We start from the raw sequence: 13,065 nt of genomic DNA on the forward strand, positions 1-13,065 counted from the left end.
GACGTACCCGATCCCGAAGCGGTGCCCGCCCCGTGCGGGTGCCGCTGGGGTGGATCTTGCTCCCGCTCAGCGCGAGCGCCTGGCGGCGGAGTGTGATCGCTGGGGACGCCGGCGTGCGGGAACGGGCTGGCGCGCGGGGTGCCTCGGCGGGCCCGGGAGGCCGCTGTCCGGACTCCACCTGAGTCGCCGACGAGGTCGACCGAACCCCGTGGCGGGGACGGCGCCGACTCCGGGGTCGACCTCGTGCTCTCGCCGGCGGAGTGACGCCGAAGCGCCGCGAGTCGCACTGCGTCGCAAGTGTCCGAAGTGGACACGAGAAGCATCTGGTCTTCCAGAGTCACCAGCTTGGACGGATCGGGCGGGCGTTCGTCTCTCCGCTGCCTGAGTTCGGACACCCCGGCGCTGCAGGCGGCTCCTCCCCGCACCTGGGGCGATCTCGTTGTCGTGGCGATGTGCTTGTACCGCAGGTCCTCATGGGAACACGAGCGCCGAGAGCGTGCCGTTGTTCGCGGGGCAGTCCACTGATCGCCTGCTGCGCGGCTGCGCGGCTGTGCGGTAGTCCGGACCGGCCGATCGTCGGTAGCTGCGTCAGGGGACGGTTCGACGTCTCGGTTGCGGCATGGGGTGCGGCACTCGGCGCTGAGTCTGTATCACGACCGCGCCGGTCGAAGCGGTAGATCAGGCGTGGACCCTCAAGGGCTTCCCTCACCCCTCGAGCTCGTGCGACATCGCATCTGGTCCTGATCCGGCAGGTGGCTCGTGCGTCAGGGCAGTCGGCGCAGGATGGCTGAAGCGGCGGTTGTGAGAGTGCGCTCTTCGAACTCCAGTCGTGCCAGATCACCAGGGAGGGCTCGTTCGGTCAGCAGGCCGTTGACGACGGTCAGGAGGAACCGGGCGTGGTGTTCGAGTTCTCCGGGAGCGAGGGCCCCCTCGTCGTGCAGCGCGGCGAGCCATCGCACGACCCTGTGTACGGCGAACTGTTCGAGAGCCAGGAAGACGTGGCTGTCGTCCTCGGACGCAGGCGACGCCACGTAGGCGTTGTACAGCGAGCCCCAGTGGTTGCGGGCTTGTTCTCCCGTGCCCACCTGTGACAACACCAGTTGCAGGCACGCCACCAGGCGCTCTGAGGGCGTCCGTGTGAGGTCCTGCATCGGGTCGTCCGGGAGGTCCACCTCGTGTAGCCGCGCGACCACCTCGTCGATCAACGCCCGCTGAGTGGGGAAGAAGTGCCGTAGCGACCCGGTGCTGACGCCCGCTCGTGTGGCCACGGCGCGCACGCTCAGCCTGGCCGTCGGATCCTCGCCGAGCATGGTCGCCGCGGCGATCAGGATCTTGTCTCGTGTGCTGTGGGTCATGTGCTGGTTCACCTCGTGCGATTGTCTTGCTTCTTCTTATCACGGCGTACTAGATATGTGCTCTAGTACAGTGTGATAGAAAGTAGTACGGCGTGATAGAAGATGATCGCGCAGCGACCCGAGGAGTGGAAATGTCCGGTAATGGCCGATCTTGGCTTCTGCAAGGTGACCAACCGGTGCCTGTGCGCGGTGTGCCGGCAGGCAGCGAGTACCACCGCGCGTACGCGGGGGAGGGGCGACGCGTTCTCCGGGGAATCCTCGCGATCGTGCTCCTGGTAGTGGGGTTCGTCGGTTTCGCCGTCCTGTTCCAGCGGCTCTCGGAAGTCGCCGATCTCGCCCTGTTCGGTCGTTCGGGACCGTCGACGCCACTGCGCCAAGCGGCCGGCGCGCTGGGGCTGGCCGCGCTCATCCCGTACTCGATGCTGGTGCAACGCATCGTCTACGGTGTGCGGGCGGGGTCGTTGCACTCCGTGGCGGGCCGGTTCCGGTTCGGAGTTCTCGGTCGCGCACTGCTGGTGTTCGGACCACCGCTGCTGCTGGTGGTCTCGGTTGTCGCCTTGAGCGGCGTCAAGTCCGTCCCGTGGACGACCGTCGATCTGATCTCCTTCTTCGTCATCGGGATGCTGCTGAACCCCCTCGCCGCCGCGGGGGAGGAGTACGGATTCCGCGGACTGCTGTTCCGCGTGTTCGGTGGCTGGACCCGCGGGGCGCGGTCCGGCGCGATCTTCGGCATCGTCATGACCACCGTGCTGTTCTCGCTCGCCCACGGAACGCTAGACCCGTTCCTTTTCACGTCCTATCTCGTGCTGTTCTCGTCCATGGCGATCGTGACCTGGCGTACCGGTGGTCTTGAGGTAGCGGTCGTCCTGCACAGCGTCTACAACGTCACCGCCCTCGTCCTGGCCACGACGTTGCATGTCGACGTCGGTGCCGAGTTGGCGAACCGGGGCGCGGCGGTCGGTGCCTGGAACAATCTCGCGCCCAGTGCCGTGCTCGTCGTCATCACGGCGATCGTTTGGTGGATGACGCGCAAGGGCGGGCCCGCGTGCACGCCTGAGCCGGCTGCGTGATCTTTCGCTCTGCCGGGCGATGACGCGACCTCACGACGACCAGGCTGGACGGGAGACATCGGCTCGAGTTCGAGCGAACGCCGCCCGTCCAAGCGTGTGATGCCGGGTGACGGGCGGCCATCGGCACCGATCGCTGGTGACAGATGACACGCCATTCGGCCTCGTCGAGGTCCGAGGACGACCGGCTGTGCACGCGATGTGCATCACGGACGAAGGTGGGCGCATCGAGGTCGGCAGGCAAGGGCGGGGCTTGGCCCGCGCCTCGCGGATGTCCCGAAGCGTTACCAGGAATGTCCGCCTGACCTGAACTGTGCGGCCGGCTCTGGTTTCAGGCACTCACACCCTTCGTCCTCGGAGCAGCGCACCAGGCCGTCGAAATCCTGTTCCCCGGCCAGCCGGAGCTCGGCCCGATCCACCTGACACCACCGGACCAGCGCACTTTGTTCGCAGGAGAACGTGGTCACGCTGGTGGCCATGGTGATCGTGGCGACGATCGTCGCGCTGGTCGTCGACCGGGCGGCACGGCTGGGGGAGCAGGGCGCCCGCGCCCGGACCGAGGCCGCGCTGCTCGCCTCGTACTCGCGCACCGTGCTCACGAGCCCGTACCCGCTCGCGCGGCTGCTGGAGGAGATCCGGGAGAACTTCGGCCTGGAGTCGCTGGCACTGCTGGAGAAACGCTCGACCGAGTGGGAACGCGTCGTCTGCGTGGGAGCGCGCCCGTGCAACGACCCCGACGAGGCCGATGCCGACGTCGCCGTCACCAGCGACATCCACCTCGCGCTCAAGGGCCGCACGTTGCCCGCGAGCGACCAACGAGTGCTGGAGGCGGCCGCGGGGCAGGCGTTGATGGCTCTGCGGCAACAGCGCATGGCCGAGGAGACGAGGGACGCTCAGCGCAAGGTGGAGACGACCGAGCTGCGCACCGCGTTGCTGTCCGGCGTCGGCCACGACCTGCGGACTCCGCTCACGTCGATCAAGGCCGCGATCGGCAGCCTGCGCGACCGCGACCTGCGACTGTCCGAAGAGGACACGGCAGAGCTGATGGAGACCGTGGAGGAGTCCGCCGACCGCCTCAACGGCCTAGTGGACAACCTGCTCGACTCCTCCCGCCTCGCCACCGGATCGGTCGCGCCGATCATGCGGCCGGTCGGCTGCTACGAGGTCGTCGCCAGGGCACTGTCGGCCGTGGACGAACGCCGAGCGGTCACGGTCGACGTCGACGAGGACCTTCCTATCGGCCTGCTGGAACGGGTGGTGGCCAACGTGATCGACAACGCGCTGCGCCACGGCCGGATGTCACCGCGCCGTGAGGTCGACGTCGACGGCGACGGGCGGGTCGCCGACGACGAGCCGGAGATCGCCGTCAGGGCGAGCACTCACGGCTCGTTCGTCGAACTGAGGGTCGTCGACCACGGCCCCGGCCTGCACAAGAAGGCCCTCGCCGGGGTCTTCACCCCGTTCCAGCGGCTCGGCGACCGCGACGCCACCCCCGGCGTCGGCCTGGGCCTGAGCGTGGCGAAGGGCTTCACCGAGGCGATGGGCGGCGAGCTTCACCGCGCGGTTCGGGCACGACGCGGTGGTGCTCACCGGATGTGCGCTCGGCGCGGTCCTGCTGGTCTCGACCTTGCGGGTGGCGTCCGCGTCGTTGCACGAGGATGAGCACGACAAGAACGTGCCGACGATTCCCCGGCCACGAGCCCCGCACCTACTCACCCCGGCGAGCTGATCACGAACCGTCCTGGTGACTCGACCTCACCCCAGGCGGCAGGGATCGGGCCTGTGCAGATCAGGATCCTGTGGGGTACCAGAGATCCGCAGGCACACGCTGAGCTGCGGTGATCGGGTCCTGTCGGCCTGCACGCATGATCGTGGGCGTGGCACTGCGACTGCCGCATCTCGTCTTCGTCCTGCTGGGTGGCCGGCTGGTTCTACTCGGCCGGTCCTCGGCGGCCAGGGACGTCGAGCTGTTGGTGTTGCGGCACGAAGTCGCGTGTTGTGCTGCTCGGGACACGTCGTCTCCTGGTCTGCGCCGGTCAGCGGGGGAGCGGGTGACGTCAGGCCTGGGCCCAGCGCTGGTCGGAGCTGCCCCGGCAGGTGGTCACGGTGACGGCCGCGCCGTTGCCCGTGCCGCCGGAGGTGAGGCACAGTCCTGTCTGGACGCTGGTGACGGTGCCGCCGCCGACGGTCCAGCTCTGGTTGGCCCCGCCGTGGCAGTCCCAGATCTGCACCCTGGTGCCGGAACCGGCGCCGGTGGGCTCGTCGAGGCACTTGCCGACGACCTGGAGCGCCTGACCGTTCCGGGTGAACTGCTGGTTGGCGTTCGCGTGGCAGTCCCAGGTGATCAGCTGGGTGCCGTTGGCCGTGCCCGCCCCGGACACGTCGAGGCAGCGGCCGGAGGACTCGCCGCGCAACCGGAACGACGTGGGGCCCGGGGTCGTGTCACCGGTGAAGAACTTCCACACCTCGGTCTTGACCCAGCTGCGGGCACCGCTCTCGCATCCCGCGCACCCGTCCACCGGTCCCTGCTGGTGGCCGCCGTCGAACGGTGCCCACACCACTGGGTAACCGCTGCGGCAACCCGAGTAGGTGGTGGTGATGTGCGTGTTGCTGCCCCGTGCGGGCTCCGGGGCGTTCTGCGCGGTGCAACCGTTGTTGCGGACCCAGCGGTCGCGCTGACCGCGGCCCGACCCGATGTTGTCGTTGATGCCGTGGATGCCCATGAACGCCACGGGCGCGGTGCCGCCGGCACACCCGCTGATCTCACCCGGCGAGGCGATCGCGGCGATGGCGCGGAACACCGTCGGCCGGGAGCAGGCGAGCGAGATGCTCATCGCGCCGCCGTAGCTGAAGCCGAGCGAGAAGCGCTGGGTGGTGTCGACGCAGAGGTCGTTCTCGATGCGGCTGAGCATGTCGTCGACGAACCGGACGTCCTCGCCGCCGGAGTTGCCCCAGCCGTTGTTCAGGCCCTGCGGCGCGACGAAGATCGTCGAGTTGTTCGCCAGCCGGCGCAGGCCGTAGTGGGCGTAGACGTCGCCGTCGCTGCCGCCGCCCGCCACCTGGCCGGCCGTGCCGCCCAGCCAGTGGAACCCGAAGACCAGCCGGTACGGGCGCGTGTTGTCGTAGTTGTCCGGGATGCTCAGGATGAACGAGCGGTTCTTGCCGCCGCTCTGGATGGTCTGGTCGCCGTTGCGCAGCGTGGGGGCCTTGCCACAGCCGGCGGTGCCCGCGAGCACGGCCGGGTCGGCCTGTGCGGCACCGGTGCCGGAGAGGACCAGCGCGGCCGCCGCGATCAGCGACCGCGCCCGTCGTTGGGTGGTGTTGCGTCGCATGGGTTTCTCTTCCGTGGTCAGGAGGCTGCGCACGTGGTGCCGTTGAGGGCGAACGAGGCGGGAGCGGAGGCGTCACCGGTGTGGTTCGCCTGGAAGCCGACCGTGATGGACGCGTTCGGCGCGATGTCGGCGTTGTAGGAGACGTTCCTGGCCGTCACCTGGCCCGACGCGGGGGAGTAGGTGGCACTCCAGCCGGACGTGATGGACTGCCCGCCGGGCAGGGTGAAGACCAGCGACCAGCCGCTGATCGGGGCGGAGCCGGTGTTCGTGATGGTGATGTTCGACGTGAGGCCGTTGTTCCAGGCGTTGATCACGTCGCCGACGCGGCACGTCGCGCCACCCGGCGGGTTCGAGGTCGTCGTGGTGGTCGTCGTCGGGCCGGTACCACCGCCGAACTGGGTGATGAACTTCCACGCCTCACCGGAGGTCCAGGTGCGCCAGCCGTCACCGCCGGAGTCGATCGGGCCCGGCGTGTGGCCGCCGTCGAACGCCGCCCACACCACCGGGTAACCGGCGCGGCAGCCGCTGTAGGCGGTCACGATGTGGGTCCGGCTGCCGGCGCTCGGCTCACGGGGGCTCTGCGCCGTGCAGCCGTTGTTGCGCACGAACCGGTCGCGCAGACCTCGGCCCAGCCCGATGCCCAGGACGTTGTCGCTGACGCCGTGGATGCCCAGGTAGGCGATGGGATCGCTGCCACCGCCGCAGCCGCTGAGTTCGGCGCCCGAGTAGACGACGACCGCGCGGAACACCTTGGCGCGGGCGCAGGCGATGGCGTACGACATGCCGCCGCCGTAGCTGAAGCCACCGGCGTAGCGCTGGGTCGTGTCGACGCACAGGCTGTTGTCCAGCAACCGGACCAGGTCGTCGATGAACGTCAGGTCCTGCCCGCCGGGGTTGGCCCAGCCGTTGCCGTTGCCCTGCGGCGCGACGAAGATCGTGCCGTTGTTCGCCTGGTCGGACAGCCGCCGCAGGCCGTAGTAGGACCAGTTGTAGCCGTCGGTACCGCCGGAGTCGACGTCGTTCGCGGTGCCGCCGCGCCAGTGCAGGCCGACGAACAACCGGTACTGGCGGTTGGCGTCGTACCCGGACGGCACGCGGAGGATGTACGTGCGGTTCTGCCCGCCGCTGCTGATGGTGTGCTGGCCGCTCGTGAGCGCCGGCGCCTTCCCGCACCCGGCCGTTCCGGCCAGCGCGCCGGCCTGGTCCGATGTCGTGCCGCCGGCGGCGATGCCCGCCGCACCCAGCAACACGACGGCACTCGCCGCGGCCAGCGCGAGCACGACCCTGCGCCGGAACCACTTGACCTGCTGGAACATCGTCGTTCCTCCGGTTCGTCAGGCTGGTTGGAGCTGGAACCGCTGGTTCTCGGCCCCGCTGGGGTTCCACTGGGAGATCCGGGCACCGTCGGCGGCCGAGGCCTCCCACACGTCGAGGGCGAGGCCGCTCTGCCGGTTGACCAGGCTGATCACCCCGCCGCCGTGGTCGGTCACGCGCCACTGCTGGGACGTCGCACCGGTGTCGGTCTGCTGGGTGACGACGGCGCCCGTGGCCGAGCTCGCGACCTGGAGCACCAGGCCGCTGTGCCGGGCCCGGACGCGGTGGTAGCCGCCGCCGGAGTCGACGAACTCGAACTGCTGGTTCAGCCCGCCGGTCGGGGACCACTGCTGCAACACCGCACCAGCTGCCGTGGACGCGCCGCTGATGTCGGCGTACTTCCCGCTGTGCCGCGCGATGAGCCGGTAGAACACGCCAGGTTGCACGCCTGATCCGGTGCCCTGGCCGGTCGCGCGGTAGGTGTGTCCGGTCTGGACGGTGAGCTCCACGACGTCGGCCTCGGGTTTCGTCGCCTGCACCACGGCACCGGTGGTCGTGTCGCGCAGCTCGAACGTGCCGGTGAAGATCCGGTTGCGGACGCGGACCGTGCCGTTGCGGTCCGCGGTGACGGACAGCGTGATCGCGCCGTCGGCCGTCCACGTCGCGCCGACCGTGTAGCCACCGCGGCCGCGCAGGCCCGTGACGCTGCCCGCCGGCCAGGCCGGTGGCAGGGCGGGGAGCACGTGCAGCTCGCCGTTGTGGCTGTGCAGCAGCATTTCCGCGATGCCGGAGGTCGCGCCGAAGTTGCCGTCGATCTGGAACGGCGGGTGCAGGTCGAACATGTTGGGCGCCAACCGGTCCGTGGTCACGAGCGACCGCACCAGGTCGTGCGCCCGCGCGCCCTCCTCCAGCCGCGCCCAGTAGTTGATCTTCCAGGCGAGCGACCACCCGGTGCCCGCGTCCCCGCGCAGTTCGAGGGTGCGGCGGGCGGCGGCGTGCAGCTGAGGCGTGCCGCGCTTGGTGATCTGGTTGCTCGGGTGCAGGCCGTACAGGTGCGAGACGTGCCGGTGGTTGGGTTCGGTCTCCACCCAGTCGTACAGCCACTCCATGACGTTGCCGCGCGACCCGACCTTCATCGGCGCCAGCCGCTGCCGCGCCGATCTGACCTGCGCGCGGAAGTCGGTGTCGACGCCCAGCACCTCGGACGCGCTCGCGCAGCCGTCGAACAGGTCGCGCAGGATCTGCATGTCCATCGTGGGCCCGGCGCACACCGACGCATTGGCGTGGTGGTTGAGCTCCGGTGAGTTGGACGGGTTCGTGACGAGGTGGCCGAGGCTCGGTTCGGTGACGAGCGTGTCGAGGAAGAACTGCGCGCACCCCTTGAGCGCCGGGTAGTACGCGCGCAGGAACTCCACGTCGCCGGTGAACCGGTAGTGTTCCCAGATCAGGGTCGACAGCCACGCCCCGCCGGTCTGCCACATGCCCGCCGCCGCGAAGTCGACGACGGAGGAACCGCGCCAGGCGTCGGTGTTGTGGTGGGTGACCCAGCCCCGCGCCCCGTACTGCACCTGAGCGGTGCGGGCGCCCGTCGTGGTCAGATCGCTGATCATGCGGAACACGGGCTGGAGGCACTCGCCGAGGTTGGTGGTGTCGGCCGGCCAGTAGTTCATCGGCAGGTTGGCGTTGATCGTGTACTTCGAGTCCCACGACGGCGCCATCTGGTCGTTCCAGATGCCTTGCAGGTTCGCCGGTTGCGTTCCCGGCCGGGATGACGAGATGAGCAGGTAGCGGCCGTACTGGAAGAGCAGCGCGGCGAACTGGGGGTCGGCGGTGCTCGCGTGCCGGGAGATCCGGACGTCGGTCGGCTGGTCGGCCGCCGCCGTCCGTCCCAGGTCGATCGTGACGCGCCCGAACAACGCCTGGTAGTCGGTGACGTGCCGGGTCCGCAGCGTGTCGGACGAGAAGCCCTGAGCGGCGTTCAGGCGGCTGCGGGCGATGCCCTGGTAGTCGCCGTTGACCGTGCGGAAGTCGACATAGCTGCTGCCGATGGAGATCAGCACGGTGACGGCGTTCGCGCCGCTCACCCGCAGCGTTCCCGCCGAGCTGCTGACACTGCCGCCCTCGGCCACCGCCCTGGCCAGCGCCAGGAACCGCACGGTGCCCGCGATTCCCCGCTGGGTGCCGGAGATCCCGTCCAGCGCGATCGTGGTGGCGTCCGGGCTGGACGTCGTCGTGCTCTGGGGCGAGCCGAACGACGCGGTGAACGAGATCGAACCCGGCGTCTCGGCGGTCAGGCGCACGACGACCACCTGGTCCGGCGCGCTGGCGAACACCTCCCGCCGGTGGCGCACGCCGTTCACCACGTAGCCGACCGAGGTCGTCGCCGTCGTGAGGTCGAGCGCGCGCTGGTACCCGGACGCGGTGCTGGACGGCAGTACCAGCCTCAGCTCGCCCACCGGCTGGTAGGCGAGCTGCCCGGCCGGGCTGCCCAGCATCGTCTGGTCGATCAGCGACTGCGCCTGCGTCCACTGGTTCGAGAACACGAGCTGCCGGATCTGCGCCAGTGATCCGGCACCCCGCGGGTTGCTGTAGTCGTGCGGACCTCCCGCCCAGACCGTGTCCTCGTTGAGCTGCAGGCGTTCGGTGTCGGTGTTGCCGAACACCATCGCGCCGAGCCGCCCGTTGCCCACCGGCAGCGCGCGCAGCCAGTCGCCGCCGGCGGGGCGGTCGTACCAGAGTGCGAGGTCGTTCGCCGCCCGCACCTCCTCGGGTGCCGCCGAGGAAGTGCCGGCGGCCGTCCAGCCCGCCTGCGTCAGCACGACTCCCGCGCCCAGTTTCATGAGCTGGCGGCGATTCAGGTCGGACATGACTGCTCTCCAAGGGGTTCAGGTGGATCAGGCGCCGAACTGCCACCAGTTCACGTTGAGCAGGTAGCCGCTGCCTCCCGCGAACCTGAGGTAGAGGTCGCGGGTGCCGGTCAGTCCGCTGACCTGGCAGGAGACGGTGGTCCAGTTCTGCCAGCCGCCTGTGTTCGGTACAGAGCACGTGCCGGCGAGAGCACCGGTGGGGCCGCCCGACCGGACCTCGACGGAGCTGCCCGCGACGGTGGACGCGACACGGGCCGTGAAGGTCCTGGCGCCGTTGCCGAAGGCCACGTTCTTCAGCTTCACGTAGTCGCCGTTGTCGACGTAGCCGACGTTCATGCCACCTTCGCTCGACGGCTCGGTCTCGATGCCGCTGCCCCAGGCGATGGTCTCGGCTTCCTGGCGCACGAACGGGTTGAGGGTGTCCGCCGCCGGTGGCCCGGTCGTGGTCATGGTCATCGTCGGGATCGTGCCGTCGGAGTTGTAGCTGAACTTCTCGACGGCGACGGAGCGCGTGAAGCCGCCACCGCCGGGCAGCGCGCCGTTGTGGTAGAAGAAGTACGAGCTGCCCTTGAAGTCGACGATGCCGGGGTGGTTGGTGAAGCTGCTGCCCTGCGTGGGCATCACGGTGCCGCGGTAGGTCCACGGTCCGGTCGGGCTCGGCGCGGTGGAGTAGGCGATGAACTCCGAGCAGCACTTGGCCGCGAAGACGTTGTAGTACAGGCCGTTGCGCTTGTAGACCCAGGGACCCTCCTCGTAGAGGGTGGGCCGGTTCGGGTCGCCGGTGCGGGTGCCGAAGCCCGCCGTGGTGAGCGGGATGCGGTTGACGCCGCCGCTGTAGGAGATCATGTCGGCGTTGAGCCGGACGTAGGACAGGTTCGGGTTGCCCCAGTACAGGTAGGCCTGGCCGTCGTCGTCGATCATGACGGTCGGGTCGATCTCGCCGTTCTCGACCAGCGGCCTGCCGAGCGCGTCGCGGAACGGGCCGGTGGGGCTGTCGGAGACGCCGACCCCGATCGCCGGACGCCCGGTCGCCTTCGTGACGACGGGGACGTACCAGTAGAACTTGCCGTTGCGCTCGATCGCCTGCCCGGCCCAGGCGTCCTGCTTGGCCCAGCTGAAGGTGGCGAGGTTCATGGGGGAGCCGTGGTCGGTCCAGTTGACCATGTCGGCCGAGGACCAGACCCGCCACTCCTTCATGGTGAACCAGGTCGAGCCGTCCTCGTCGTGTCCTGTGTAGAGGTAGACCCGTCCGTTGTGGACCAACGGCGCGGGGTCGGCGGTGTAGATGTGTTGCACGATCGGGTTGTCCGCTCGCGCGGGGGCGATCACTGTCAGGACCAGTCCCACCACTGCGGCGGCGGTCGTCCAGAACCTTCGTTTCGTGGCCATCGTCGTCTCCCGAGGGCAGGGAGGCTCCGCGGCCCGGATGCCCGGGCCGCGGGAGCCGTCGTCCGGTGGTGTGTCAGGTGGCGGCGCAGGTGGGGTTGAGCCCGGACCCGCTGCCGGTGCCCTGGAAGCCGAACTCGGTGGACTGACCGGCCGGCACCGCGCCGTTGTAGTCCACGTTGGTGAAGGTGACGGTTCCGCTGGTGCCGCTGCGGTTCGAGCTCCACGACGAGGTGACCGTCCCGTTCGACAGGGTGGTCGTGACCCGCCAGCCGTTCAGCGCACGGGATCCGGCGGTGACCTTGACCGTGGCGACGAACCCGCCGTCCCACTGGTTCAGCGAGACCGACGCCGTGCAGCCACCGGGACCGGGGTCGTTCGACGTCGTGGTGGTGGTCGTCGTGGGACCGGTGCCTCCCGCGTTCAGCGCGTCGAGCACCGAGTTGTAGGCGGCCTTCTTGGCGCCGGAACCGGTGAACAGCAACGGGTTCTGGCCGGTGCGCCACGAGTCGGTGTCGCGGATTCCCCACACGGTGATGCCGGCGCAGGCACGGACGGCCATGCAGGCCCTGGTCACGGCTCCGTAGGCGTTCGCCTGGTTGCTCCCGGAGATGTCGAGCTCGGTGATCTGCACCTCGACGCCCAGGTTCGCGAAGCGCTGGAGGTTCGCCTGGTAGTCCGACGGCGCGGTGTTGGTGAGGTGGGCCTGGAATCCCACGCAGTCGATCGGCACACCGCGGGACTTGAAGTCGCGCACCATGTTGTAGATGCCGGTGGACTTCGGGTTGATGCTGTCGGTGTTGTAGTCGTTGTAGCAGAGCTTCGCGGCGGGATCGGCCGCACGGGCCGCGCGGAACGCCGCCTCGATCCAGTCGTTGCCGGTCCGCTGCAGGTTGGAGTCGCGCCGGCCGCCGCTGCCGCCGTCGGCGAAGGCCTCGTTGACGACGTCCCAGGCGTAGATCTTGCCCTTGTAGTGCGTGGCGACCTGGGTGACGTGGTTCATCATGGCCTGGCGCAGGTCCGACCCCTCCATGCGCTGCGCCCAGCCCGGTTCCTGCTGGTGCCACAGGAGAGCGTGCCCGCGGACCCGTTTGCCGTTGCTCACGGCCTGGTTCAGGACGCGGTCCCCGCCGGAGTAGGTGAACTGGCCGCGGTTGGGCTCGGTCGCGTCCCACTTCATCTCGTTCTCGGCGGTCACCATGTTGAACTCGGTGTTGAGGATGTTCACGTACGTCTGGTCGTTCAGCTTGCCCGCCGCGACGGCCGTGCCGAAGTAGCGACCGGACTGCGCCGCGGCGGCGCCGAGGGTGGTCGCCGCGCTGGCGGGAGCGGACACGACGAGCACGGCGCCGAGAGCCGCCGCCGATGCTGTCGCCACGATCGGGACGAGTGAGACCGACCTCGATGTCAGTTTCATCTTCCACACTTTCACCGGAGGTGCCCGGAATGCGGGCGTGATGGGCAGGGCGATCCAGTTCGCGCTTCAGAGGTGCGCGCGGAATCGTCTTCGGTGGAAAAGCGTCATCGCCGTCCCCTTCCGCATGCGACTGCGAGTGCGCCGGTCAGGAGTGTTCCAGCTGGATGTTCACGCTCACAAGAAGGTGCGTGCCAGTTGTCCGGATAATTGCTCTGGATGGCGCACGGGAGTGGGTCGAAATAGTGGTGAACCAGTTCGAACGCAGTCGAATGTCGTCGAAAATATTCGAACAAATCGACCCCTTGCTAAAGTGAGCGCTAACACTTT

7 protein-coding genes and 1 pseudogene are annotated in these 13,065 nt (G+C 69.2%); 2 read left to right on the forward strand and 6 right to left on the reverse strand.

Annotated features, from left to right (window positions below):
- Window positions 1-764: 764 nt before the first annotated feature.
- Window positions 765-1,355 (reverse strand): TetR/AcrR family transcriptional regulator, encoded by a 591-nt coding sequence (locus BMY74_RS39190; protein ID WP_089925851.1) that lies wholly within the window; start codon window positions 1,353-1,355, stop codon window positions 765-767.
- A gap of 92 nt (window positions 1,356-1,447) precedes the next feature.
- On the opposite strand from BMY74_RS39190, the gene BMY74_RS39195 reads away from it, so the two are divergent.
- Together BMY74_RS39195 and BMY74_RS39200 are read left to right on the forward strand one after the other, a co-directional pair.
- Window positions 1,448-2,425 carry a CPBP family intramembrane glutamic endopeptidase gene (locus BMY74_RS39195; RefSeq protein ID WP_245786632.1) on the forward strand — a complete coding sequence of 326 codons (978 nt, stop codon included), beginning with the start codon at window positions 1,448-1,450 and terminating at the stop codon, window positions 2,423-2,425.
- Between the two features lie 450 nt (window positions 2,426-2,875).
- A pseudogene (locus BMY74_RS39200) lies at window positions 2,876-4,084 on the forward strand (sensor histidine kinase); the annotation flags it as partial.
- Between the two features lie 395 nt (window positions 4,085-4,479).
- Here BMY74_RS39200 and BMY74_RS39210 read toward each other — a convergent pair.
- From BMY74_RS39210 to BMY74_RS39230, 5 genes are all read right to left on the reverse strand, one after another.
- Window positions 4,480-5,754 carry a ricin-type beta-trefoil lectin domain protein gene (locus BMY74_RS39210; RefSeq protein WP_089926089.1) on the reverse strand — a complete coding sequence of 425 codons (1,275 nt, stop codon included), beginning with the start codon at window positions 5,752-5,754 and terminating at the stop codon, window positions 4,480-4,482.
- Between the two features lie 17 nt (window positions 5,755-5,771).
- A complete protein-coding gene (locus BMY74_RS39215; protein ID WP_089925857.1) occupies window positions 5,772-7,070 on the reverse strand; it encodes a CE1 family esterase in 1,299 nt (432 codons plus the stop codon).
- 18 nt (window positions 7,071-7,088) lie between these two features.
- Window positions 7,089-9,935, reverse strand: coding sequence for a glycosyl hydrolase family 95 catalytic domain-containing protein (locus BMY74_RS39220; RefSeq protein WP_089925860.1), 2,847 nt, complete (start codon window positions 9,933-9,935; stop codon window positions 7,089-7,091).
- 27 nt (window positions 9,936-9,962) lie between these two features.
- Window positions 9,963-11,324 carry a glycoside hydrolase family 43 protein gene (locus BMY74_RS39225; RefSeq protein ID WP_089925863.1) on the reverse strand — a complete coding sequence of 454 codons (1,362 nt, stop codon included), beginning with the start codon at window positions 11,322-11,324 and terminating at the stop codon, window positions 9,963-9,965.
- 73 nt (window positions 11,325-11,397) lie between these two features.
- Window positions 11,398-12,738 (reverse strand): glycoside hydrolase family 10 protein, encoded by a 1,341-nt coding sequence (locus tag BMY74_RS39230; RefSeq protein ID WP_089925868.1) that lies wholly within the window; start codon window positions 12,736-12,738, stop codon window positions 11,398-11,400.
- Between the last annotated feature and the right edge of the window lie 327 nt (window positions 12,739-13,065).

This window comes from Lentzea albida (genome assembly GCF_900111005.1).
GTDB classification, from domain to species: domain Bacteria; phylum Actinomycetota; class Actinomycetes; order Mycobacteriales; family Pseudonocardiaceae; genus Lentzea; species Lentzea albida.

What these genes read in the sequence shown, in the direction of transcription:
- BMY74_RS39190 (WP_089925851.1), bottom strand. Translation starts at nt 1,355, where the DNA reads ATGACCCACAGCACACGAGACAAGATCCTGATCGCCGCGGCGACCATG.
- BMY74_RS39210 (WP_089926089.1), bottom strand. Translation starts at nt 5,754, where the DNA reads ATGCGACGCAACACCACCCAACGACGGGCGCGGTCGCTGATCGCGGCG.
- BMY74_RS39215 (WP_089925857.1), bottom strand. Translation starts at nt 7,070, where the DNA reads ATGTTCCAGCAGGTCAAGTGGTTCCGGCGCAGGGTCGTGCTCGCGCTG.
- BMY74_RS39220 (WP_089925860.1), bottom strand. Translation starts at nt 9,935, where the DNA reads ATGTCCGACCTGAATCGCCGCCAGCTCATGAAACTGGGCGCGGGAGTC.
- BMY74_RS39225 (WP_089925863.1), bottom strand. Translation starts at nt 11,324, where the DNA reads ATGGCCACGAAACGAAGGTTCTGGACGACCGCCGCCGCAGTGGTGGGA.
- BMY74_RS39230 (WP_089925868.1), bottom strand. Translation starts at nt 12,738, where the DNA reads ATGAAACTGACATCGAGGTCGGTCTCACTCGTCCCGATCGTGGCGACA.